At 70.2% G+C, this 22,216-nt stretch carries 23 protein-coding genes and 1 riboswitch; of the genes, 10 read left to right on the top strand and 13 right to left on the bottom strand.

Annotation, left to right across the window (positions count from 1 at the left end; genetic code table 11):
* Positions 1-48: 48 nt before the first annotated feature.
* Entirely contained in the window at positions 49-690 is a 642-nt protein-coding gene (locus ACFXJ8_RS07865) for an IS607 family transposase (RefSeq protein WP_379643060.1), read from the bottom strand.
* 52 nt (positions 691-742) lie between these two features.
* On the opposite strand from ACFXJ8_RS07865, the gene ACFXJ8_RS07860 reads away from it, so the two are divergent.
* Positions 743-1,087: a hypothetical protein gene (locus ACFXJ8_RS07860; RefSeq protein ID WP_379643059.1), complete on the top strand. Its 345-nt coding sequence runs from the start codon at positions 743-745 to the stop codon at positions 1,085-1,087.
* Between the two features lie 142 nt (positions 1,088-1,229).
* Here the strand turns inward: ACFXJ8_RS07860 and ACFXJ8_RS07855 are convergent, their stop codons facing one another.
* Positions 1,230-2,117, bottom strand: coding sequence for an LLM class flavin-dependent oxidoreductase (locus ACFXJ8_RS07855; protein ID WP_379643058.1), 888 nt, complete (start codon positions 2,115-2,117; stop codon positions 1,230-1,232).
* 301 nt (positions 2,118-2,418) lie between these two features.
* On the bottom strand, positions 2,419-2,745 hold the full coding sequence (locus tag ACFXJ8_RS07850) for a hypothetical protein (protein WP_379643057.1): 327 nt from the start codon (positions 2,743-2,745) through the stop codon (positions 2,419-2,421).
* A gap of 136 nt (positions 2,746-2,881) precedes the next feature.
* Here ACFXJ8_RS07850 and ACFXJ8_RS07845 point away from each other — a divergent pair, with 136 nt between their 5' ends.
* Positions 2,882-3,856 (top strand): acetylxylan esterase, encoded by a 975-nt coding sequence (locus tag ACFXJ8_RS07845; RefSeq protein ID WP_379643056.1) that lies wholly within the window; start codon positions 2,882-2,884, stop codon positions 3,854-3,856.
* 138 nt (positions 3,857-3,994) lie between these two features.
* Here the strand turns inward: ACFXJ8_RS07845 and ACFXJ8_RS07840 are convergent, their stop codons facing one another.
* Complete coding sequence (locus tag ACFXJ8_RS07840) at positions 3,995-4,651, bottom strand: bifunctional 4-hydroxy-2-oxoglutarate aldolase/2-dehydro-3-deoxy-phosphogluconate aldolase (RefSeq protein WP_379643055.1); 657 nt, start codon at positions 4,649-4,651, stop codon at positions 3,995-3,997.
* A gap of 167 nt (positions 4,652-4,818) precedes the next feature.
* Between ACFXJ8_RS07840 and ACFXJ8_RS07835 the strand changes: the two genes are divergently transcribed.
* Positions 4,819-5,763, top strand: coding sequence for a sugar kinase (locus ACFXJ8_RS07835; RefSeq protein ID WP_379643054.1), 945 nt, complete (start codon positions 4,819-4,821; stop codon positions 5,761-5,763).
* 96 nt (positions 5,764-5,859) lie between these two features.
* Here the strand turns inward: ACFXJ8_RS07835 and ACFXJ8_RS07830 are convergent, their stop codons facing one another.
* The 6 genes from ACFXJ8_RS07830 to ACFXJ8_RS07805 all read right to left on the bottom strand — a co-directional run bounded on the left by ACFXJ8_RS07830 (position 5,860) and on the right by ACFXJ8_RS07805 (position 11,681).
* Positions 5,860-6,135: a HesB/IscA family protein gene (locus tag ACFXJ8_RS07830; RefSeq protein WP_379643053.1), complete on the bottom strand. Its 276-nt coding sequence runs from the start codon at positions 6,133-6,135 to the stop codon at positions 5,860-5,862.
* Between the two features lie 94 nt (positions 6,136-6,229).
* The gene (locus ACFXJ8_RS07825) at positions 6,230-7,279 is read right to left on the bottom strand and encodes an LLM class flavin-dependent oxidoreductase (protein WP_379643052.1); all 1,050 of its coding nucleotides are present in this window, start codon (positions 7,277-7,279) and stop codon (positions 6,230-6,232) included.
* Positions 7,276-8,733 carry an APC family permease gene (locus ACFXJ8_RS07820; RefSeq protein ID WP_379643051.1) on the bottom strand — a complete coding sequence of 486 codons (1,458 nt, stop codon included), beginning with the start codon at positions 8,731-8,733 and terminating at the stop codon, positions 7,276-7,278. Before ACFXJ8_RS07820 ends, ACFXJ8_RS07825 begins: the two co-directional genes overlap by 4 nt.
* Positions 8,717-8,971 carry a hypothetical protein gene (locus tag ACFXJ8_RS07815; protein ID WP_379643050.1) on the bottom strand — a complete coding sequence of 85 codons (255 nt, stop codon included), beginning with the start codon at positions 8,969-8,971 and terminating at the stop codon, positions 8,717-8,719. Before ACFXJ8_RS07815 ends, ACFXJ8_RS07820 begins: the two co-directional genes overlap by 17 nt.
* Positions 8,968-10,482 carry an FAD-binding oxidoreductase gene (locus ACFXJ8_RS07810; RefSeq protein ID WP_379643049.1) on the bottom strand — a complete coding sequence of 505 codons (1,515 nt, stop codon included), beginning with the start codon at positions 10,480-10,482 and terminating at the stop codon, positions 8,968-8,970. The genes ACFXJ8_RS07815 and ACFXJ8_RS07810 overlap by 4 nt, the downstream gene beginning before the upstream one ends.
* A complete protein-coding gene (locus ACFXJ8_RS07805; protein WP_379643048.1) occupies positions 10,479-11,681 on the bottom strand; it encodes a (Fe-S)-binding protein in 1,203 nt (400 codons plus the stop codon). Before ACFXJ8_RS07805 ends, ACFXJ8_RS07810 begins: the two co-directional genes overlap by 4 nt.
* A 73-nt stretch (positions 11,682-11,754) precedes the next feature.
* Between ACFXJ8_RS07805 and ACFXJ8_RS07800 the strand changes: the two genes are divergently transcribed.
* The 5 genes from ACFXJ8_RS07800 (at position 11,755) to zwf (ending at position 17,241) form a co-directional block, all read left to right on the top strand.
* On the top strand, positions 11,755-12,510 hold the full coding sequence (locus tag ACFXJ8_RS07800) for a FadR/GntR family transcriptional regulator (RefSeq protein WP_379643047.1): 756 nt from the start codon (positions 11,755-11,757) through the stop codon (positions 12,508-12,510).
* Positions 12,507-13,229 (top strand): hypothetical protein, encoded by a 723-nt coding sequence (locus tag ACFXJ8_RS07795; protein WP_379643046.1) that lies wholly within the window; start codon positions 12,507-12,509, stop codon positions 13,227-13,229. The genes ACFXJ8_RS07800 and ACFXJ8_RS07795 overlap by 4 nt, the downstream gene beginning before the upstream one ends.
* Positions 13,230-13,253: 24 nt before the next feature.
* Positions 13,254-14,210 carry an acetylxylan esterase gene (locus tag ACFXJ8_RS07790; protein ID WP_379643045.1) on the top strand — a complete coding sequence of 319 codons (957 nt, stop codon included), beginning with the start codon at positions 13,254-13,256 and terminating at the stop codon, positions 14,208-14,210.
* Between the two features lie 70 nt (positions 14,211-14,280).
* Positions 14,281-15,906 carry a glucose-6-phosphate isomerase gene (pgi, locus tag ACFXJ8_RS07785; protein ID WP_379643044.1) on the top strand — a complete coding sequence of 542 codons (1,626 nt, stop codon included), beginning with the start codon at positions 14,281-14,283 and terminating at the stop codon, positions 15,904-15,906.
* A gap of 3 nt (positions 15,907-15,909) precedes the next feature.
* Positions 15,910-17,241: a glucose-6-phosphate dehydrogenase gene (gene zwf / locus ACFXJ8_RS07780; protein ID WP_379643043.1), complete on the top strand. Its 1,332-nt coding sequence runs from the start codon at positions 15,910-15,912 to the stop codon at positions 17,239-17,241.
* Here zwf and ACFXJ8_RS07775 read toward each other — a convergent pair.
* A complete protein-coding gene (locus ACFXJ8_RS07775) occupies positions 17,229-17,873 on the bottom strand; it encodes a CHAP domain-containing protein (protein ID WP_379643042.1) in 645 nt (214 codons plus the stop codon). The genes zwf and ACFXJ8_RS07775 overlap by 13 nt on opposite strands.
* Before the next feature lie 42 nt (positions 17,874-17,915).
* A riboswitch (cyclic di-AMP (ydaO/yuaA leader) is annotated at positions 17,916-18,065 on the bottom strand.
* A gap of 247 nt (positions 18,066-18,312) precedes the next feature.
* A complete protein-coding gene (locus ACFXJ8_RS07770; protein WP_379643041.1) occupies positions 18,313-19,284 on the bottom strand; it encodes a magnesium transporter CorA family protein in 972 nt (323 codons plus the stop codon).
* Between the two features lie 233 nt (positions 19,285-19,517).
* Between ACFXJ8_RS07770 and ACFXJ8_RS07765 the strand changes: the two genes are divergently transcribed.
* Both ACFXJ8_RS07765 and ACFXJ8_RS07760 read left to right on the top strand, forming a co-directional pair.
* Positions 19,518-19,679: a hypothetical protein gene (locus ACFXJ8_RS07765; RefSeq protein ID WP_379643040.1), complete on the top strand. Its 162-nt coding sequence runs from the start codon at positions 19,518-19,520 to the stop codon at positions 19,677-19,679.
* A 35-nt stretch (positions 19,680-19,714) separates the two neighbouring features.
* Positions 19,715-21,544 (top strand): glycoside hydrolase family 15 protein, encoded by a 1,830-nt coding sequence (locus ACFXJ8_RS07760; protein ID WP_379643039.1) that lies wholly within the window; start codon positions 19,715-19,717, stop codon positions 21,542-21,544.
* Here ACFXJ8_RS07760 and ACFXJ8_RS07755 read toward each other — a convergent pair.
* A complete protein-coding gene (locus tag ACFXJ8_RS07755) occupies positions 21,541-22,176 on the bottom strand; it encodes a TetR family transcriptional regulator (RefSeq protein ID WP_379643038.1) in 636 nt (211 codons plus the stop codon). The genes ACFXJ8_RS07760 and ACFXJ8_RS07755 overlap by 4 nt on opposite strands.
* Between the last annotated feature and the right edge of the window lie 40 nt (positions 22,177-22,216).

The raw sequence follows: 22,216 nt of genomic DNA, 5'->3' as shown, positions 1-22,216 counted from the left end.
CCTCTCCTCGACCGCCGGTAGGCGCTACATGTTGCCGTCGCGATCAGCTCAGGCATCAGGGCCTGCCGGATCGTCGTCCGCCCGCGCGGCGGCCTGCTCCAGCAGCCGCTTGCGCGCCTGTTTCGACCGGATCCCGTACATCCGGCCGGCGAACGTCGCGGTCAGCGACATGAAGTCCGCGAGCAACTCTTCCCTGCCGCCCGCGCTGCCCGTCTCGTGGAGGATCTCCACGGTGACGCCGTGACAGGCGAGCACCTGGGTGATCCAGGAGACCCCGAACCGGGCCAGCCGGTCGGCGTGGGTGACGCGGACCACGGTGAACTTCCCGGCGGCGGCGTCCTTGAGGAGTTTCGTCAGCCCGGGCCGGTTCTCCCGCAGCCCCGACGCCCGGTCCTTGTACACATGTGTGATCCCGCACGTCGAGGACCGCCGCAGTTCGTCTTCCTGTGCGGCAAGAGACGTCTGCTGCCCCGGCGTCCCCGACACCCGCACATACGCAACCTCAACCCGCGCCCGAACCGGAGCAGCCACGCCAAGGAACGCATCCAAGTCCGCTTCCGCGAACCGACGCTCCGGCTGCGCCTTACTCACCCAGGTGAACGGGATCTGTCCCTGGTCGGCCCACACACGCAACGTCGCCGGGGCAACCCCCAACCGTTCCGCCGCCTTCGCCAACCTCAACAGGGCCATCTAGCGATCATAGTAGAACTTTAAGGTTTGATAGGGAAATCGGACAACAGTCTTGACCCTGAACACCCGCATCGCAGCCACGACCGCCGGAGGAGGACGTGGAGACCGAGCGAAGGCCCTGCCCGCCGAGCTCCGGGCCGAGGTGGAGCGCCGGCTGGGCGCACGGGTGACGGGCGTGCGCCCGACGCCTGGCGGGTTCTCGTGGGGCGTGCTCGATCCCGCCGAGCTGTTCGAGCCGGAGGCGGAGCGGCTCGACGCGTTCCTGGTGGCGCTGGCCGGCTACTGGACGCACACCGCGACACTGCCGGGGCCGGTCCACGCGCCGCACCTGCGGCGGCGAAGGGAGAACTCGCGAAGGCTGACGATCGGGTGGCTGCGGCGGCGCTGGGAGGGGTGACTGCAGCCGTCGTGAAGGAGGTCGGGTCGCGGTATCCAGGAACGTCTCACGCCGGCCGTCCTCGGCGGAGGCCATGGCACGGACGCTACCCGGTGGACATCCGAGTGGGCCTTTCCGCCCACCGTTGCGGCAGGTCAGCGCTTCAGGAGAGCAGGGCGCGGGTGGCGGGCACGACCTCGCGAGCCCAACGCAGAAGCTGGGTGGCGTCGGCGTTCTCAGGCCAGTAGACGAAGGTGTCGAAACCGGTCTCGGTGGCCAGGTCAGCGAGCACCTTCGCCCACTGGCTCGCGTTGGTCCTGATGGGGTTCTCGCCCTCCAGCCGCACGCCGCCCGGCGCCTCGGTGATGGCACCGACCAGTTGCGCCATCCTGGTGATCGCGGCCGGATCGCGCCCCGCGTCACGCGCCGCGTTGTCGATGAGGTCCTGGGAGGACCGCCACTTCTCGTACGGCAGGTAGTGCGGGATCGGAGCGGCCCAGCCGTCGGCAAGCCGTCCTGTCACGGCGTGGGCGCGCGGCCCCACGCTGCCCAGCCAGATGCCGACCCGGTGCGCGGGAGCGGGACCCGCGTGCACGCCGTTGACGGTGTAGTGCTCGCCCTTCACCCGCACGCTCTCGCCCGGCCGCCACATGGCACGGATGATCTCGATGCTCTCCTCCAGCGCCCGCAGCGCCTCGGGAGCCGAACGCGAAGGACCGCCCATGGCCGTGATCGCGGGCCAGAAGGCGCCCGAGCCGAGCCCGAGCTCGAAACGGCCTCCGCTCAGCAGGTCGAGGGTGGCTGCAGCCTTGCCGAGCATCGCGGGCCCCCGCAGCGGCAGGCTCGCCACGTCGGGGAACACCCGCAGCCGCTCGGTCTCGGCCAGCACGGTGGCCATGAGCGCGAAGGCGTCGACGTGCTCGGCGGCGTACGGGTGGTCCTGGACTCCGAGAAGGTCGAGCCCCTCCTGGTCCGCCAGCCGTGCCAGTTCACGGATCGAGCTGAGGCTCGCGACGTCGGGGGCGAGTTGGATACCGAAGCGGGGCGTCAACGTTCGGCCCACCTTTCTGCGGAGCTCGGAGCGACATCAATGATCCCGGGGATTCTACTTCCGGTCAGCTTCAATGATCTGCACCGGTTGACCGAATCAGCCTCTCCATCCCTGAGGATCCTGAAATAGCCGGCGTATTTCTCCAGCACGATCTCGGCCGTTACCGTCGTGTCCGGCCAGTGGAAGACGCTGGCCGGCAGGGACGGACTGGTAGGTCATGGGCCGCAGTCACCGCCGGATGGCCGCGGCCCCGACCGACGTGTGGCCTGGACCGGTGCTCGCGGGTACGGCCCGCCGTGTGTCATGGCCGGGGAGACGGCGACGCCTGTGGGGTAGTCGTTCCACACCAGCCGCCCGACCCGGGTGGCCAGTCGCTCCACCAGTCGCCTGGCCAGCGGCTCGCCAGGATCGCCGTGCACGGCGGCCACCAGGGCGGGCTGAGCGAGGCGAGCGCTGCCAGCAGCGCGTCCTCGCTGGCGTAGCCGACCACGACGGCGAACGGGCCGATCGCCGCCGCCCGGCGGGAGCCGTCTCCGACGCGCGGGCCTCGGCGTCGTTCGTGGCGCGGTCGAAGAAGCGCGGCGGGCGTGCCGTACCAGACCCTGGCACGCTGTCGCTCCTGCCTCACTCGGAGGGACGGCCTGAGCCGGGTCGGCGCTCTCTAGGGGCGTGGATAGCACGGGGGGATAGCACTGGGTGGATAGCGCTTTCATGCCCGGATGGGGTGAAATGTCAGGACCCGATCCGCGATGTTGGGAGACCCTGTGCCCCTGTTCGACCTCCCCCTCGACCAGCTGCGTGAGTACCGTCCCGAGCGTGACGAGCCCGCCGACTTCGACGCCTTCTGGAGCGGCACCCTCGCCGAGGCTGCCGAGCACGATCTGGCTCCGTCGTTCACCCCCTACGACCTACCGCTGACCGCCGTGGACGTCTACGACACCTCCTTTTCCGGCTGGGGAGGGCACAGGATCAACGCCTGGCTGATCGTGCCGCGCGGCTCCGACGGACCCGTGCCGTGCGTGGTGCAGTACATCGGCTACTCGGGCGGACGGGGCTTCGCCCACGACCACCTCACCTGGCCGGCGGCGGGGCTCGCGGTCCTCGTCGTCGACACCCGCGGCCAGGGCGCGCACAACCTGAACACGCCGGGCGCCACGGCCGACCCGCACGGCGGGCGGTCGCCCCAGGCTCCCGGCATGATGACCAGGGGCATCCTCGACCCCGACGACTACTACTACCGGCGCGTGTTCACCGACGCCGTCAGGGCCGTGGAGGCCGCCGAGGGGCACCCCGCCATCGACGCCGGCAGGATCGTGGTGTCGGGCGCCAGCCAGGGCGGCGGCATCGCCCAGGCGGTCGCGGCGCTGCGCCCGTCGGTGAAGGGCGCACTGATCGACGTGCCTTTCCTCACCCACTTCCGCAGGGCCGTCGAGATCACCGGACGCGACCCCTACCAGGAGATCGTCCGCTTCCTGGCCACCCAGCGGGCCAGCGCCGACGCCGTGTTCCGCACGCTGTCCTACTTCGACGGCCTGAACTTCGCCGCCCGCGGCCGGGTTCCCGCGCTGTACTCGGTGGCGATGATGGACGACGTGTGCCCGCCCTCGACGGTGTTCGCCGCCTACAACCACTGGCAGGGCGACAAGGAGATCAGCGTCTGGCCGTGGAACAACCACGAGGGCGGCGGCGGCTTCCATCGAGAGGAGCAGCTCAGATACGTGGCCAAGCTGCTGGCCTGACGCGTCAGGCGGGCGACGGCGAGCGGGCCGCAGGCGGTGGCGCGTCAGCGGGCGGGTCGCGGACGAAGCACGTCTGCGGGGGCGTGCGGGGTGCGGGCGTCGCGCGTCAGCGGGTGGCGACGCGGCGAGTGTGGCGCGTCAGCGGGCGGCGGCGAGTGCGGTGAGCAGGTCGCGGATACGCGGTGCGTCCTTCTCGGGCTCGCCGCGGGTCAGCTCGTCGCCCATGCCGACGGCCACGGCCCCCGCGGCGATCCACGCGGGCGCGGTGGCGGCGCTCACCCCGCCCGTGGGCACGAGCGGCGCCTGCGGCAGCGCCTGCAGGATGTCTCGCAGCGCTCCCGGCGAGCTCTGCGCGGCGGGGAAGAGCTTGACGAGGTCGGCGCCCGCCTCCAGCGCGGCGACGATCTCCGTCGGCGTCGACGCGCCCGCGACCACCGGTACGCCGTGGCGGTGGCCCGCGCGGACCACTTCGGTGCTGAGCGCGGGACAGACCAGGAACCGCGCGCCCGCCTCGATCGCCATCACCGCCTGGGAGGCGTCCAGGACGGTGCCCGCGCCGACGAACGCTTCGCTCGCCAGGGCGCGGACGGCGCCGAGGGCGTCGGGAGTGGACAGCGAGACCTCGACGGCGGTGAGCCCGGCGCAGGCGAGCCGCCTGCCGTACGAGAGGGCGATCTCCGCGGACGGCGCGCGGACGATGCCGATCACCCGGTCGGCCACGACCCGCTCGGTCAGCCGCCACCTGAAGTCACGCACGAGCACCCCCGATGGAGGGCCGATCACCCGGTCCGTCACGACGCGCGGTCAGCCACCTGAAGTCACGCACGAGCACCCCCGATGGAGGGCCGATCATTCGGTCCGCCGCGACGCGCTCGGTCAGCCACCTGAAGTCCCGCACCGACGCCCCCGATGGAAGTGATGGGATGATTTTCCGCATTCTAGAAGCGAGGTAGGGAGATGTGGTGACTCGTCCTGACGTGATCGGGGTCGGAGAGGCGATGGTGCTGCTCCAGCCCGCCGAAGGGGAGAACCTGGCGACCGCCGAGCGGATGGGCGTCCACGTCGGCGGCGCGGAGCTGAACGTGTGCGCCGCCGTTGCGAGACTCGGCGGCTCGGCCTGGTTCGCCTCGCGCGTCGGCGCCGACCCGTTCGGTGAGCGGGTCACGGCCGCCGCCCGCTCCCTCGGCGTCGGCACCTCCCTGATCGGCCGCGACTCCACCAGGCCGACCGGGGTCTTCTTCAAGGACGTGCTGCCGGACGGCGCCAGGCGCGTCCACTACTACCGTGCGGGCTCCGCCGCGGCGGGCATGGACGAGGGCGACGCCGCAGCCATCCTCGACGCCAAGCCGAGGGCCATCGTCGTCAGCGGGATCACGATCGCGCTGGGCGAGGGGCCCGAGCGGCTCGTCAGGGCGCTGGCCGAGGGCGCGCGCTCGGCGGGCGCGCAGTTGGTCGTCGACCCCAACCTCCGCCCGGCGCTCGGCCGGCAGGAGCGCGTGCTGGCCACCGTCCTCGACCTGCTGCCGCGCACCGACCTGCTGGTGCTCGGCCAGGACGAGGCCGAGCCGCTGTTCGGCATCACGGCGCCCGCCGACGTGTTCGCCGCGGCCGGTTCCCGTCGCCCCGAGGGCGTCGAGGTGGTGCTGAAGGCGGGCGCGGACGGCGTCTTCTACCACGGCGAGGACGGCGAGCCCGGCCATCTGCCGAGCGCCGCGCGGGTGGTGCGCGACCCCGTCGGCGCGGGGGACGCGCTGCTCGGCGGCTATCTGGCCGCCCGGCTGTCCGGCGCCACGCGCGAGCACGCGGCCCGGGTGGGCAGCGTGCTCGCCGGGCGGATCGTGGAGGTGTTCGGCGACGTCGAGGGCCTCCCCCCGGCCGCCGAGGCCGCCGCGCTCCTTGCGGGATGACAGGTGTGAGCGAACCCCCTGACAGGCGTGTGGCCGAGCCACTCCGACAGGTGTGACACCGGGAGCCCCCCGAGAGGCTTCCGGTCAACCCGTGAGTCAACCTGTGACGTGGAAGGCGACGCCGCCCTCTCCGTCGGTGTCGGCGTCCAGCGACTTGTCGTCGAGGACGCTGGCCGCCACGGGGTCGAGATAGACCCGGGCTCCTTCCGCCTCCACCACCTCGTCGGTGGGCTCAGGCGCGGTGGCCATGGTGAGCACCAAGGATCCCTGACCGTCCCCCTGTGACGAGATGCGGATACCGCTGGCCTCCGCGTTCTGCTGGGCGGTCAGGTCCTTGATGACCTGGGCTGCGTTGGGCGTCAGAGTGAGCACTACGGCTCCTCCTCGTTCTCGGTTGCAGAGATCCGGGGTCCTTGCCCCGTCTGGTTCGCCCTACACACCCCATCTGCCCGAACAATGGCGAACGTCAGGCAAAGGCGGGCATGATCCGGTCGTGGATGAGCCTGAGCTGGTCCTCCACCGAGGAGACCTCCGGCAGGTCGCGCCCCATGAACTGCTTGACCAGCGTGGCGTCCGTCACCGCGAGGATCAGGTGGTTGACCCCGGACGGCTCGATCTCGCGCCTGATCTTCTCCACGCACTCCTCGGGGGTGCCCGCGATCGACAGCCTGTCGCCCAGCTCGGGGCTGGTCAGCTCGATCGCCCTGGCCAGGTCGCCGGCTCCGAGCGCGTCGACGATGGGCTTCATCGCGTTCGGGTCCACCCCGTTGCGTTCCAGTTGCTCGGCGGGCATCGACGAGGCGTAGAGGCCGACCATGCTGCGCGCGGCCTCCTTGGCCACGGCTGAGTCGGGGCCGGTGGCGAAGACGACCCAGGCGCCGATGTCCATCGCCGACCAGTCCTTGCCCGCCTTCTCGGCTCCCTTCCTGAACTCCGCGACCAGGTAGTCGTAGGCCTCGCGGGTGTAGCTGAGCGCGTGGTGCACGCCGTCCGACAGCTCGCCCGCCGCGCGGAAGGAGCGCGGTCCGCGCATCGCGCCGAGCTTCACCGGCACGTGCTCCTGCACGGGCCTGGCGAAGGTGAACAGCCCGTCGTAGCGGAAGAACTCGCCCTCGAACGTGATCGCGCCGTCGTCCAGGAGCGTGCGCACGACGTGCGCGGCCTCCTTCACCCGTGACAGCGGTCTCATGGTGGTCCAGTCGATGCCGTACTGCGCCAGCAGCCCGAAGTTGCCGCTGGACAGGACCACCTCGGCCCGGCCGCCGCTGAGCTCGTCGAGCGTGGCGGCGGCCTGGGCGATGAGCGAGGGCTCGCGCAGCACCACGGAGGAGACGCTCGGGCCGAACCTGATCCTGCTGGTCTGCTGCGAGGCCGCGGCGAACAGCAGCCACAGATCCTTGTGCCAGGTCTCGTCGGCGGCGTAGCAGGCGTGGAAGCCGAGCTCGTCGGCCAGCCTGATCGCCGACAGCGAATCCTGGAGCGGATAGTCGGGAAGCATCACGTAACTGAACTTCATCGCTCCTCCTGGGGAATGGCGTCGCCCGCCGGGGCCACGCCGAGCTCCTGCGGTCTGGCTGCGACCAGGTACAGCGCTCCCAGACCCACGACGACCAGGCCGGACAGCCCGACGAGCCAGTTGTCGTACCAGGCGGCGTCGGGCGTTCTCGGCCAGATCATGTTCACGATCGCCAGCACGCCGTAGACGAGCGCGCCGATATTGACGGCCAGGCCCGCCGAGCCCAGCGTGAAGGGCCCCGAAGGCCGCCACCCGAGCAGCCGCGCCCGCAGCGCCGCCAGCACCACCATCTGGAAGCCCAGGTAGATGCCGAGTGTCGCGAATGAGATGATCTTGACGAGGGCGTCCTCGGAGATGATCGACCCGGCCACCACGAGCGCGGGCACCAGCGCGGCCACCAGCATCGCGTACGGCGGGACGTGCCGCTTGGCCGAGAACCGGCGGAACAGCCCGCTACCGACGATCATGCCGTCACGCGCGTAGGAGTACAGCAGCCTGCTGGCCGCCGCCTGCAGGCTCAGCGCGCACGACAGGAACGACACCAGCACGATCCCGAGCACCACCCGCAGCCCCACGGGACCGAACGCCGCGGTCAGCACGTCCGAGACGGGATCGGGGCTCGCGCCCGAGATCACCGCCGGGAAGTCCGGTACGGCCAGCAGCAGGGCCAGGCAGACGAAGATCGCCGCCGCCCCGCCCACGTAGATCGTCATGCGCATGGCCTTCGGGATGCGGCGGGTCGGGTCGGGCACCTCCTCCGCCACGTCGCCGCACGCCTCGAACCCGTAGTACTGGTAGATGCCGATCAGCCCAGCGGCCAGGAAGGCGGCCAGATAGCCGGTCTCCGACCCGGCCCCGAACGAGTCGAACAGCGCCCCGAGCCCGTGGTGACGCTGGGTCAGCAGCAGCCAGCCGCCCACCGCCAGCGCCCCCACCAGCTCGGCGGTGAACCCGATGATCGCCGCGAGGGCCAGGGCCCTGGTCCCCGCCAGGTTGATCGCCACCGCGATCGCCAGGATGACCATCGCACACATGATCGTGTTGGTCGTGCTGACCTCGATGCCGAGGAACGCCGACAGGTAGGGGCCTGCGCCGTACGCGACGCTGGCGATGGTGACCAGCAGCGCGATCAGGTACACCCAGCCGGTCATCCACGCCCACTTGCGGCCCCACAGGCGGCGCGCCCACGGGTAGATGCCGCCGCTCAGCGGGTACTGCGAGACGATCTCGCCGAAGACCAGCGCCACCAGGAACTGCCCGGCGCCGACGATCACCAGGCTCCAGATCATCGGTGGGCCGCCGGTGGCCAGCGAGACCGCGAACAGCGTGTAGATCCCGACGACGGGAGACAGGTAGGTGAAGCCGAGCGAGAAGTTCGCCCACAGGCTCATCTCCCTGCGGAACTCGGAGGTGTAGCCGAGGTCGGCCAGCCTGCCGTCATCGGTCGAGGTCATTGAGCAGCTCCTCGCCCGAGATCACCTTGTGCGCGAAGTGCCTGTGCATCCAGGCCAGGTGGTCGCCGCGGGAGCGGACCAGGCGAAGGGTGTCCCAGTTGGGGAAGGTCTGCTGGGTCACGTGCTCGGTCATGAGGGCCGGGTCGACCTCGTAGACGTGCTCGAACCTGGTGACCGCCACCTCCGAGGCGCGTTCGGGCGGGGGCGGGCTCATCTCGTCGTGGTAGCGGTAGCTCACGGCTCCTCCTCACCCGGTGTTGTCTCGTAGGCGCGGTCGAGCAGGTACTTGCCCGGATTCATGATGTTGTGCGGGTCGACGGCCCGTTTGATGGCGAGCATGACGTCGAAGCCGCCGCCCAGTTCCTCGGGCACCAGGTCCACCTCGCCCTCGCGGCACGAGCCGTGGCAGGCGCTGATCGAGCCGCCGTTGGCCAGCGCCACCGCCGCCAGGTCGCGCTTGGCGGCCACCCACGCGGCCCACGCGGCGTCGTCGAGGCGCTGCTCCCAGATGCCGATGTCGATCTCGGTCAGGTAGTCGATGCCGGTGGAGCCGTTGGTGTAGGCGAACATGCCCCAGTCGTCGAACACGTCCGACTCCCGCCGCAGCCGGTCGGCGATCTCGTGCCAGGCGAGCCGTACGGCGGGCAGCCTGGAGTAGTTGATCGCGGCGTCCTCGCAGTGCCAGCTCATCGGCACCACCTGCCCCGACCTGGTCCGCCCGTGCAGGGGAGTGGCGTAGCGGTCGTGGCGGGCGGCCCAGTCGCCCTCGGAGATCTCGTCGCCGAGGTAGCGGGCGCCCATCGAGCGGGCGATGCGCAGCAGCCGCCTGCCGCCCGCGCGCACCTCGTCCTCGTAGCCGTACATGGCCGCGCAGACCAGCGCCTTCACCGACGACGGCTGCGGGATGTAGGCCTCGTCGTCGCGCCGCAGGTAGGCGACCTTCCACTCGTCGAACAGCACCGCGCCCGCGAACGTGGCCACGCCCGCCCGCGCGAGCTGCCCGACCACCGCGTAGGCGGTGTCGTAGTCCTCGAACGCCCAGAACGGCGAGAACTCCGCCTCCGGTTTGGGGAACAGCTTCAGCGTGGCCTCGGTGGCGATGCCCAGCGTGCCCTGGTGCCCCATGAACAGGTGCTTCAGCTGGTAGCCGCTCGACGACTTGGTGATCTTCCTGCCGATGCCGTCGCCGACGTGGATGACCTGGCCGGTCGGCAGCACGTGGTCGAAGCTGAGCACCAGGTCGCGGCTGTGGCCGTACCGGGAGCCGATGAGCGACCAGCCGCTGGTGCCGATCCTGCCGCCGACCAGCGAGCACGGATAGGAGGCGGGGTCGTCGGGATAGAACAGGTCGTGCCGTGAAAGGACCTCGTTGAGCTTCAGCGCGTTGATGCCCGTGCCGACCGTGCACGTCCTGTTCTCGAGGTCTATCTCCTTGATCTGGTTGATCCGCTTCACATCGACGACGATGCCGCCGCGCAGCGGCACCGCGCCGTCGGTCAGCCCCGTGCCGCCGTCGCGCGGCACCACGGGGATGCGGTGGGCGTGCGCGAGCCGCAGCACCGCGGCCACCTCTTCGGTGGAGCCCGGCATGACCACCAGGTCGGGCATCCGCTCGGCCCACCGGTGCACGGGGAAGGGCGCGGGCACGCGCGTCCTGTTGAGCCGGTCGGCCCTGCCCGTCAGCACGTTGGCGGGGCCGAGGGCCTGCCGCAACTGCTCCAGTACCGGGTCGTCCATGGTGACGGTCATGGGGCCACCCCCAGCGACTCGGCGAGCAGCTCGTGCAGGTCCACCACGCCGATCGAGCGGGCCCGGCCCGCCTCGGTCAGCGGCCGCTCGGCCCACGGACAGGCAGTGACCAGGGTGTCGACGCCCAGCTCGGCCGCCTTGCCCATGCGCATGTCGCTGATCTGGGCGGTCAGCTCGGGCTTCTCGACGGCCAGCCCGCCGCCCGCGCCCGAGCAGTACGACCACTGGCTGACCCGGTCCACGTCGTGGAAGGTCAGCCCGGGGATCGCGCGCAGGATCTCGCGGGGCTCCTGCCAGATGCCCTTGCGCTTGTTGAGCCTGCACGGGTCGTGGTAGGTCACCGTCCGCTCGACGGGCACGTGCGGGACCAGCCGCCCCTCCCGCAGCAGCGTGGCGAGCAGCTCGACGACCAGCACCACCTCGATGTCGAACGACTCGCCGAAGTACTTCGGGTAGTCCTCGGTGAAGGTGATGTAGTCGTGCGGGTCGAGCACCAGGACCCGCCGCACGCCGCTGGCCCTCCAGTCCTCCAGGTTGTGCCTGGCGAAGCGGAGCGCCTGCTCCTCGTAGCCCATCTCGGCGGCGGGACCTCCGCAGCACCACTGCTCGTTCATCAGGCCGAACTTGTAGTCGGCCAGGCCGAGGATCCGGGCCACCGCCCGCGGCGCCGTCGTGCGGTGGAAGGCGGCCTCGCAGTCGACGAACAGGATCGTCTCCCCGCCCACCGGCAGGTCGAGCCCCTGCGCCCAGTCGCGCACCCGCTCCTGTGACACCCCTGAGGCCACAGGCTCGTGCGTCTGCTCGTCGGTGAGCAGGTTCCACCGCTGCCAGGCGGGCTGGTGCACGCCCTCCCGTACGGCCAGCGCGCGCACGGCTTTCACCAGGTCGACGGTCCTGGTGCGGAAGCGGTAGAAGTCGCCGGTGAACAGCGAGTTGGGGCAGCGCAGCTCGCACGCGCCGCACCCGGTGCAGTTGACGTAGTCGGCCGCGACCTCGGCGACCTCGAGGGAGCCCTGCTCCATCGCCACCACGTTGGCGTGGAAGGCGGTGGGACTCCACGACTCGTTGCGCGTGACCTGCATGACGGGGCAGACCTCGCGGCAGAACTTGTGGCCTGAGGAGAAACAGTTGTAGGCGGCGTTGCGCCACTCCTCAGCGAACCTCTTTTCGGCTGTGAACCTCTTCTCGGGATCAGGCAACGTGGGCCTCCCTCAGATCGGGTTGCGATTAAAACTATGAGTTCATATTTCAAAAGGCAATATGCTGTCTGCTGTGCATCAGCTCCCCGACGCCGCTGTCTTCGCCCCCGTCGACGACGGCTCGGGCAGAGTGGAGGTCGTGGTCCGGCGCCTGGCCGAGGCGATCGCGCTCGGCCTCATCGCCGACGGCGACCAGCTGCCCGCCGAACTCGACCTGGCGGCCTCCCTCAACGTCTCCACCGTCACCCTGCGCGCGGCCCTGGCCGCCCTGCGCGAACGCGGGCTCGTCGAGACCAGGCGCGGCAGGGGCGGCGGCACGTTCGTGCGCGGCCCCGCCGACCCCTCCACCGCCAGGCTCAGGACCAGGCTGCGCGAGCTGAGCAGCTCCGAGCTGCGCGAGATCGGCGACTACCGCGCCGCCATCGCCGGCGCCGCCGCCCGCCTGGCCGCCCTGCGCGCCTCCACCGACCAGGTCGCCAGGCTCCACCACGTCGTCGACCGCCTCGAAGCGGCCACCACCGTCGCCGAGCGCCGCCGTGCCGACGGCCGCTTCCACATCGAGGTGGCCGCCGCCGCCCAGTCCGTCAGGCTCACCCGAGCCGAGATCGACATCCAGTCCGAGGTCGGCGAGCTGCTCTGGCTCCCGTACGGCGAGGCCGTCGACCCGCAGGAGGTCGTGCGCAGCCACCGCCAGGTCATCGACGCCATCGCCGCGCGGCAGGCCGACCGCGCGCGAACGTTGACCGAGGAGCACCTCGACAGGGGCACCGAGCGTCTGATGGAGTTCCATTGGCGACTTGTCACCCAGGACCAACGGGAGTGGCGATGAGCGATCCACACATGAGCGATCCACACGCTGCTCTCGTGGCCGAGCGGGTCCACGCGATCGTCGAGGACGTCTTCCGCGCGCTGGAGGACATCAGGACGGGCGTGGAAGCCTGCTTCCGATCCCATCCCGCCTTCACCTCCGCCGACCTGGCGGGCGTGCGCCCCCAGATCTTCGGCTGCCTGCGCCGCCTGCACGGCATCGCCGCCGGCACCGGCGTGATCGTCGCCCCCGGCGTGCTGGCCGACCGGCCGCGCTGGCTCGACTGGTGGCAGGCCCCGCCGGAGGACGACCCGATCTTCCTCGACGTCGACCTCGACCCCGAGAGCCTCGACTTCTACGACTACACCGCCGCCGAATGGTTCGCGGTGCCGCGCCGCACCGGCCGCCGTCACGTCGTCGGCCCCTACGTCGACTACGGCGGCACCGACACCTACATGCTCACCTTCACCACGCCCGCCCTGGTCGACGGCCGCTTCCTCGGCGTGGTCGGCGCCGACGTGCGGGCCGCCAGGTTCGAGGCGCTCCTGCTCGGCGTGCTGGCCGCCTGCCCGACCCAGGTGACGCTGGTCAACGCCGAGGGCAGGGTCGTGGCGGCCAACTCGCCCAGGCTCCCCGCCGGATCGCTGCTGATGGGGGAGGGGGCCGAGACCGAACGGCTTGCCGGTTCGCCGTGGAGCGTCGTTTCCGGCACCCGGGAAAGGGCAGTTAAGCTGGCCTGACGATCTTGCATGGAGGGGCTGGCTTTGACACCGCGGCACGAGTTCACCTTCGACCCGACCTACGGCTACGACCTCGACGCGCTGCTGGCCGTACCAGCTCCGGCCGCTCCTGCCGACTTCGAGCGGTTCTGGCGCGAGCGGCGCGAGCAGGCGATGGCGGTCAGTGTCGCGCCCAAGCTCGGCCCGGTGGAATGGGAGGCCGACGGCCTGCGCTTCCACGGCGTGAGCTACACCTCCGCCGACGGGTTCAGGATCGGCGGCTGGCTCAGCGTCCCCGCCGACGGCCGCGTCTCCAGGGCCCGCGTCGTCGCCCACGGCTACGGCGGCAGGGACCAGCCCGAGGTCAGGGTCAACATCCAGGGAACGGCGACCATCTGGCCGTGCGCGCGCGGCCTGCCCGCCCGCAGCCTGCACCCCGACCTGCCCTCCGACGCCCAGGAGCACGTGCTGCACGGCATCGGCTCCCGCGACAGCTACATCCACGGCGGCTGCGTGGCCGACATGTGGTGCGCGGCCACCGCGCTGACCGAGCTGCTGCCCGAGACGGCCGCCGTACGGCTCGACTACATCGGCTCCAGCTTCGGCGGCGGCATCGGCCCCTTCGTCCTGGCCTTCGACGACAGGTTCGCCTCCGGCGCCCTGGTCATCCCCAGCTTCGGCAACCACCCGCTGCGGGTGACGCTGCCCTGCACCGGAAGCGGCGCCGCCGTACGCGACCACCACGCCGCGCACCCCGAGGTGCTCGACGTGCTCGCCTACTTCGACGCCGCCACCGCCGCGACCTTCGTGCGCAAGCCCGTCCACGTGGGCGCCGCCCTGTTCGACCCCGCCGTCCCCCCACCGGGGCAGTTCGCCATCTACAACGCGCTCGCCGGCCCCAAGGAGCTGTTCGTCCTGGAAACCGGACATTTCGACCATCCGGAAGAAGCGGCGCAGGAAGCGGCGTTGACGCAGTCGCAATATCGGTTCATGACCGCTTGATAACCTCCCCGCGGTGCGATGGATCACCCATCGCGGGTACGGCGTCAGGTTGAGAGTGCTTGGAGGAGACGTGGACATCAGTCGGAGCGGCGAATGGGCGGCACTGAAGGCCAACCACGAGGCCGTCGCGGACAAGCATCTGCGGGAGCTGTTCGCCGAGGACCCCGGCAGGGCCGAGCGGATGAGCCTGAGCGCGGGTGAGCTCTACCTCGACTACTCCAAGCACCGCGCCACCGCGGAGACGATGGAGCTGCTGCTGGCGCTGGCCGAGAAGGCGGGGCTGCGCGAGCGGATCGACGCCATGTTCTCCGGCGAGCACATCAACGTGAGCGAGGACCGGGCCGTCCTGCACGCCGCGCTGCGCATGCCCGCCGACGCCAAGCTCGTCGTCGACGGGCAGGACGTCGTGGGCGACGTGCACGCCGTCCTGGACAAGATGAGCGACTTCAGCGCCAGAGTCCGCTCGGGCGAATGGAAGGGCCAGACCGGCCAGGCCATCAAAACTGTGGTGAACATCGGCATCGGCGGCTCCGACCTCGGGCCCGCCATGGCCTACGAGGCGCTGCGCGACTACGCCGACGCGGGCATCACCGCCAGATTCGTCTCCAACATCGACCCGGCCGACATCCACGGCGCGCTGAAGGACCTCGACCCCGCCACCACGCTGGTCATCGTCAGCTCCAAGACCTTCACCACGCTGGAGACGCTGACCAACGCCAAGGTCGCCCGCGCCTGGCTGGTCGGCTCGCTCGGCGAGGAGGCCGTCGCCAAGCACTTCGTCGCCGTTTCCACCAACGCCGAGAAGGTCGCCGAGTTCGGCATCGACACCGCCAACATGTTCGGCTTCTGGGACTGGGTCGGCGGCCGCTACTCCTACGACGGCGCCATCGGCCTGTCGCTGATGATCGCCATCGGGCCCGAGCGCTTCCGCGAGATGCTCGACGGGTTCCACACCATCGACGAGCACTTCCGCACCGCGCCCTTCGAGGCCAACATGCCGGTCCTCATGGGCCTGCTCGGCATCTGGTACACCGACTTCTTCGAGGCGCAGACCCGCGCCGTCCTGCCGTACAGCCAGCGGCTGCACCGCTTCCCCGCCTACCTGCAGCAACTGACGATGGAGTCGAACGGCAAGTCGGTCCAGGCCGACGGCACGCCGGTGACCGTACCGACCGGAGAGATCTTCTGGGGCGAGCCTGGCACCAACGGCCAGCACGCCTTCTACCAGCTGCTGCACCAGGGCACGCGGCTGGTGCCCGCCGACTTCCTCGGCTTCGGCCGGCCTCATGAGGACGCCGAGGGCATGCACGACCTGCTCACCGCCAACCTGCTGGCGCAGACCTCGGCGCTGGCCTTCGGCAAGACCGCCGAGGAGATCGCCGCCGAGGGCACGCCCGCCGCCGTCGTGCCGCACAAGGTGATGCCGGGCAACCGGCCCACCTCCACCATCCTCGCCCCCAAGTTGACCCCCTCCACACTCGGCCAGCTCGTCGCCCTCTACGAGCACATCGTGTTCGTCGAAGGCACGATCTGGGGCGTCGACTCCTTCGACCAGTGGGGTGTCGAGCTGGGCAAGAAGATGGCGATGGACCTGGCGCCCGCGCTCACCTCCGAGGAGCCCCCCACGCAGACGCCCGACGCCTCCACCGCCGCACTGGTGCGCACGTACAGGGAGATGCGGGGAAGAAAGGTCTGATCCATGGCACTGGTCCTGTTCGGCATCACGGGCGACCTGGCGAAGAAGATGCTGCTGCCGGCGCTCGACAAACTCGCGGACACGGGCCAGCTGGACGTGCCGGTCGTCGGGGTGGCCATGACCGACCTCGACCTCGACGGCCTGCGCGCCCTCGCGCGCCAGGCCGTGGGCAAGGACCTGTCACCCCGCCTCGACCTGCGGCTGGTCGCCGGCGACCTCGCCGACGCAGGCACCTTCGACCGGCTGCGCGAGGAGGTGGAGGGTCTCGGATACCTCACGCACTACCTCGCCGTGCCGCCCTCCCTGTTCTCCATCGTCGCCAGGGGACTGGCCGCCGCCGGGCTCAACTCCGACGCGCGGCTGGTGGTGGAGAAACCGTTCGGCCACGACCTGGCCTCGGCCAGGCAGCTCAACGCCGAGATCCTCACCTGCTTCGACGAGGACCGCCTCTTCCGCGTCGACCACTTCCTCGGCAAGGAACCCGTCGAGGACCTGGTCGTCTTCCGCTTCGCCAACACCATGCTGGAGCCCATCTGGAACCGCACCTACGTGCGCAGCGTCCAGATCACCCTGGCCGAGGACTTCGGCGTCACCGACAGGGGAGCGTTCTACGACGGGGTAGGGGCGCTGCGCGACGTCGTGCAGAACCACCTGCTCCAACTGCTGGCCTATGTCGCCATGGACGCGCCGCCCTCGGGCGACGCCCGCGCCGCGCTCGACGAGAAGTGGCGGGTGCTGCGCTCCGTCCGCACCCTCGAAGAGGCCGACGTGGCGCGCGGGCAGTACGACGGGTACCGCGACACGGCCGGTGTGGCTTCTGACTCGCGGACCGAGACGTTCGTCGCGCTGCGGGCCGCGATCGACAACTGGCGCTGGGCGGGCGTGCCGTTCTGCATCCGCACCGGTAAGTGCCTGCCCGTCGACGCGCTGGAGGTCGTCGCCGAACTGCGCAGGCCGCCCGTCGCCTACTTCAGCGCCAGGCCGGCGCCCAACCTGGTCAGGTTCAGGATGCATCCCGATCCGGGAGTGACGTTCGACCTGCTGGCCAAGGAACCGGACGTGCTCGACAGGACCTGTCCGGTGCCGGTGTCCGTCGACTTCACCAAGGTGCTCGGGCCCGCGCAGGAGGCCTACGAGCAGGTGCTGAAGGACGCGCTCGCGGGGGATGCCCGGCATTTCGTCAGGTTCGACCTGGTGGAGGAGTCGTGGCGCATCGTCCAGGACATCCTGGCCTTCGACGGCGCGCCCGAGCCGTACGAGAAGGGGACGTGGCCCGAGGGTGCCGCCCGCATCGCGCCGGGCGGCTGGCACCCCGTCGGGGCTCAGGCCTTGTAGTCGGGGTAGCCGTAGCCGACGACCTGCGACTTCGGACGGACGCGCTGCTCCACCTTGCCGTTGCCGGTGTTGCCCTCGATGGTGCTGATCGTGCCGTCGCCGTTGTCCTTCTCGACGAAACCGACGTGCTGGATGTCGTCGAGGTCCTTGCCGCCCTTCCAGGAGAAGAAGACGACCGCGCCGGGCGTGGACTTGGTGCCCCAGCGCTTGTTGGCCTTGAACCACTTGGCGAAGGTGACGGTGTAGGCGTCCCAGCCGACCGTGGGCCGCAGGCCGCTCTTCTCGCCGACCCAGGAGACGAACATCGCGCACCACGGCGCGTTGGCGTAGGCGCGGATGCTGCCACCGTCGCGGTTCACGGTCTCGGCCGCGCGCTGGGACGACATGTACCAGCGGTGGAAGGGGGTGCCGCCACCGGCGGCGTTCTCGGCCACACCCACCTGCGACTCCGCCACCTTCAGCAGGGAGGCCGCGTTCACCTGAGCGGGCTTCTGGGCCGCGGACACTTGCTGCGGGCGGGCTGCTGCCTGCGCCCGCGCCGCGTGGTCGTCACCGAAGGAGTGAACGTTCGCGAACATCGCTCCGGCCGCGACGGTCAGGCCGACGGCAAGACGGGGAAGGTTCGCGGACACGACGGAACGACGAAGAACGTGCTTGAACATACGGGAATTTGCTCCTAGCTTCCATGCCGCCTACCGGGTTAGCTGACGGGTTCGGGCGTGGAAGTGCCCTACGGACGCCATCTGCGACGGGCGTTCCGATTCACCCCAAGGGAGATTGGGTCCCCGGTTCCGCGACCATCGCGGATTCGGCGGCCGCGCCGGTCTGCGGAATCGACGTTCATGTAGGTGACGTCCATGCAGATGCGCGGTCTCGGCAATATTGAGGGCGCGGGCGGCGTGCAGTGGCACGCCTGATGTGCGCCTTGAGTGCCCTCAACGTAAGCGAAACGTATAGAGCGGTGCAAGTGTTGTCCCGGCCGCGGGCGCGCAATCCCCTGCGGCATAGGGGATCCGCAACGGAATTCTTTACCTTGGCGTCGCCTTTACGCCGGCTCCTCGAGGCGGTCGGCTACAGCCAGTCGCGCTTGCGGAAGACGGCGATCAGTGCGGCGGAGACGCCCACGATCATGGCTGTCGACGTCCAGAACCCGATCGGCTGTTCGGCACCGGGATAGGGCACGTTCTGGCCGTAGAAGCCGGTGATCGCGGTGGGCACGGCGATGATCGCCGCCCAGCTGGTGACGCGCTTCATGATGGTGTTGAGCTGGAAGCCCTGCTGGGACAGGGAGGTCTCGCGGATGTTGCCGATCAGGTCCCGCAGCGAGTCGATCCACTCGCTGACGCGCAGCACGTGGTCGTAGACGTCCTGGTAGTACGGGGTCATTGCCGCGTCGACCACGTGGAGGTCGCGGCGCAGCAGGGCGTTGAGCACCTCCCGCATCGGGAGCACCACGCGGCGGAAGGCGACCATGTCCTTGCGCAGCTCGAACGTGTGCCGCTGGAGCGACCTGGTCGCGCCGTCGTCGGTGAACAGCGAGTCTTCGAGACCTTCGACGCGCTCGTCGAGGTCCTGGACGATCTCGAAGTGGCCGTCGACGATGTAGTCGAGCAGGCCGTGCAGCAGGAAGCCGACTCCGTGACCGGCCAGACCGGCGTTGGCGTCCCAGCGTTTGGCCACCTGGTCGATGTCGACGCCGTCGTCGGAGCGGACGGTCACCAGCGCGTTGCGGGTGACGAAGATGTCGATCTCGCTGATGGCCAGCCGGCCGGTCTCCGGGTTCAGGCGCACGCCGTAGACGCTGAGGAACAGGTGGCTGTCGTAGACGTCGAGCTTGGGCCGCTGGCGATCGTGCAGGACGTCCTCGACGGCCAGGGCGTGCAGGCCGAGCTCTTCGGCGATCACCGCCAGGTCGGCAGGGGTGGGAGAGCACAGGTCGAACCAGACTGTCGCCGCCGTGTCGGAAAGGTGGTCGGAGACGTCGGCGATGGGGAAGCCGTGAGCGCGCAGCACGCCGTTGCGATACAGCCGGGTACGAACCATAACCGCGTAGCTTAGGGGCTTTTCGGCGTTCTGATCCTGCGGTCGAGCAGGTCCCACAAGGCATACGTCGCTGCTCGCGGCGCCGACCACGCCAGGTGTGCCCAGCCGGTGACCGTACGGCCGGGCACCGCCTACACGCTGACCGCCTGGGTGCGCGGAAGCCACGTCCATCTCGGCGTCACCGGCGGCGGTTCCCGCTGTACCTCCTCAACCTCATCCGCATCATCGACGGCGTGCTCGCCCAGATGCCGCCGAACTTCGGCCTGACCATGGCGCCGGAGACCGCCTACGTGACCGGCGGCAGCGTCGTCTACGGCTCGATCTGGGGCGCGGTCGCCAAACCCTGCCGAGTCTTTGACGTACAGCAGACTCGGGCGCGCCGCCGGCCTTCCTAGGCTGGCGGCGGGGTCGGAACGGCGAGGAGGCCGAGATGACCATGGGAACCTCCGGGGACGGCCCGCGGCCCCGGTACCTGCCGATCGCCGACCACGGGCTGATCGGGGATCTGCGCACCACGGCGCTCGTCGGCGTGAACGGCACGATCGACTGGTACTGCTGTCCGGATTTCGACTCTCCCAGCGTGTTCGCCGCGCTGCTGGACAGCGACCTGGGCGGGTCGTTCGAGCTGGCCGCCGACGGGCCGGCCAGGACCAAGCAGTTCTACTTTCCCGACACGAACGTGCTGATCACCCGTTTCTACGCCGACGACGGCGTGGGCGAGATCCAGGACTTCATGCCCGTCGCCGGGCAGTCGCCGGAGTCCGACCGGCACCGGTTGATCCGGCGGGTGACCTGCGTCCGCGGATCGCTTCCGTTCCGGGCGCGGGTGGCGCCGCGCTTCGAGTACGGCACCCAGCCGCACACGCTTCGTTTCTCGGAGGGCCAGGCGCTGTTCGAGTCGCCCTCCCTGACTCTCGCGCTGTCGGCCACGGTGCCGATGGAAGCCGACGGTTCGGACGTGTGGTCGGAGTTCAAGCTCCACGAGGGCGAATGCGCCGTCTTCGCCCTCGACCGCGTCGGCGAGGGAGTGGCGCCACGGTCATGCGTGAGGACAGAGGCCGAGGCGCAGTTCGTCGCCACCGTCGACTTCTGGCGGCGGTGGCTGTCCGCCTCGCGCTACCGCGGCCGGTGGCGGGAGATGGTCCACCGTTCCGCGCTGGTCCTGAAGCTGCTGACGTACGCCCCGACGGGTGGCATCGTGGCCGCGCCGACCACCAGCCTGCCGGAGGAGATCGGCGGCGAACGCAACTGGGACTACCGGTACGTATGGGTCCGTGATGCCGCGTTCTGCGTCTACGCCCTGCTCAGGCTCGGCTTCACCGACGAGGCCGAGGCGTTCATGCGCTTCCTGACCGCGAACGTGTGCACCTGCTCGTCCAGCGCGTCGGGACCCCTGCAGATCATGTACGGCATCGACGGACGCGGCGACCTTCCCGAACGCCGGCTCGACCACCTCGACGGCTACGAGGGATCCTGCCCGGTCCGCGTCGGCAACGCCGCCGTCGGTCAGCTCCAGCTCGACATCTACGGCGCGCTCGTCGACGCCATCTACCTTTACGACAAGTGGGGCAAACCCATCTCCAGCGACAGCTGGGACTACGTCAACACCCTCGTCGACTGGGTCTGCGACAACTGGGACCAGCCCGACGAGGGCATCTGGGAGACCCGCGGCGGGCGCAAGGACTTCCTGTTCTCGCGCCTCATGTGCTGGGTGGCCATCGAGCGGGCCATCCGCCTGGCCAACCACCGCGGACTGCCCGCCGACCTGCCCCGCTGGCAGCGGGCGCGCGACACGATCTACCAGCAGATCATGCGCCGCGGCTGGTCACCCAAGCTGCAAGCGTTCGCCCAGCACCTCGACGGCGAGGTCCTCGACGCCTCGGTGCTGATGATGCCGCTGGCCAAGTTCGTCTCGCCGACCGATCCGAAGTGGCTGTCCACCCTGGCGGCGCTCGGCGACCGCCTGGTGTCGGACTCGCTGGTCTATCGCTACGACCCCGAGGCGAGCCCGGACGGCCTGAGCGGCACGGAGGGCACGTTCTCGATCTGCTCGTTCTGGTACGTCGAGGCGCTCGCCCGCGCCGGGCGGCTCGACGAGGCCAGACTGGCCTTCGAGAAGATGCTCACCTATGCCAACCACGTCGGCCTGTTCGCGGAGGAGATCGGGCACACGGGGGAGCAGCGCGGCAACTTCCCGCAGGCCTTCACCCACCTGGCGCTGATCAGCGCCGCGTTCAACCTCGACCGCGCCCTCGGCTAGCCTGTCGCCGCCCGCGAGGTCTTCGCTCCGGTCACCCGGACGCCGGCGAGTAGCTGCCGGATCGCCGTGGAGTACTCGGCTCTGACCCTGGGCTTGTCCGCTTCGGGCGCCTCGGCCAGCGCCATCCCCGCGGCGCCGAGAATGTGGAAGGTGATGCGGGTCATCGGCTCCACCGGCAGCGGCGGGAGCTCGCCGTCGTCGACGAGCGCCTTGATGAGCTGCTCGATCAGCCCGTAGGCGTACTTCTCCTCGCACTCCTTCCAGCGCCGCCACCCCAGCGCGATGGGAGCCTCCTGCCAGACCACGCGCCCGTAGTCGGGATCGCAGCAGTGGTCGAGGAAACGCTCCGTGGCCGCCATCGCCGCCTCCCAGGTGCCGGCCGCCTGCGCGCCCGACTCGATCACCTGGCGGACCATCTCCGTCTCCAGCTCCTCGACCACCGCCTCGAACAGCGCGGTCTTGTTGGCGAAGTGGTGGTAGACCGCGCCGCGGCTGGCCTGGATGTCGGCCGCGACGTCCTCAAGCGCCGTACCGGCGAAGCCATGCTCGGCGAAGCGACGGGTGGCCGCTTCGAGCAGCGCGGACCTGGTCGCCTGAGCGTACTGATCGCGCCGGCGCTTGACAGATGACATGCGCTTAGCATACGACATACATCGTGTATGTCACCGACAC

This window comes from Nonomuraea sp. NPDC059194, from assembly GCF_042754765.1.
In the GTDB taxonomy this organism is placed as follows: domain Bacteria; phylum Actinomycetota; class Actinomycetes; order Streptosporangiales; family Streptosporangiaceae; genus Nonomuraea.
The sequence above is the reverse complement of the archived record's forward strand: the minus strand, read 5'-3'. Positions and strand labels throughout refer to the sequence as shown.

Coding starts and splice junctions, on each gene's coding strand:
- ACFXJ8_RS07865 (WP_379643060.1), bottom strand. CDS start 690: ATGGCCCTGTTGAGGTTGGCGAAGGCGGCGGAACGGTTGGGGGTTGCC.
- ACFXJ8_RS07825 (WP_379643052.1), bottom strand. CDS start 7,279: ATGAAGTTCAGTTACGTGATGCTTCCCGACTATCCGCTCCAGGATTCG.
- ACFXJ8_RS07820 (WP_379643051.1), bottom strand. CDS start 8,733: ATGACCTCGACCGATGACGGCAGGCTGGCCGACCTCGGCTACACCTCC.
- ACFXJ8_RS07810 (WP_379643049.1), bottom strand. CDS start 10,482: ATGACCGTCACCATGGACGACCCGGTACTGGAGCAGTTGCGGCAGGCC.
- ACFXJ8_RS07795 (WP_379643046.1), top strand. CDS start 12,507: ATGAGCGATCCACACATGAGCGATCCACACGCTGCTCTCGTGGCCGAG.
- zwf (WP_379643043.1), top strand. CDS start 15,910: ATGGCACTGGTCCTGTTCGGCATCACGGGCGACCTGGCGAAGAAGATG.
- ACFXJ8_RS07770 (WP_379643041.1), bottom strand. CDS start 19,284: ATGGTTCGTACCCGGCTGTATCGCAACGGCGTGCTGCGCGCTCACGGC.
- ACFXJ8_RS07760 (WP_379643039.1), top strand. CDS start 19,715: ATGACCATGGGAACCTCCGGGGACGGCCCGCGGCCCCGGTACCTGCCG.
- ACFXJ8_RS07755 (WP_379643038.1), bottom strand. CDS start 22,176: ATGTCATCTGTCAAGCGCCGGCGCGATCAGTACGCTCAGGCGACCAGG.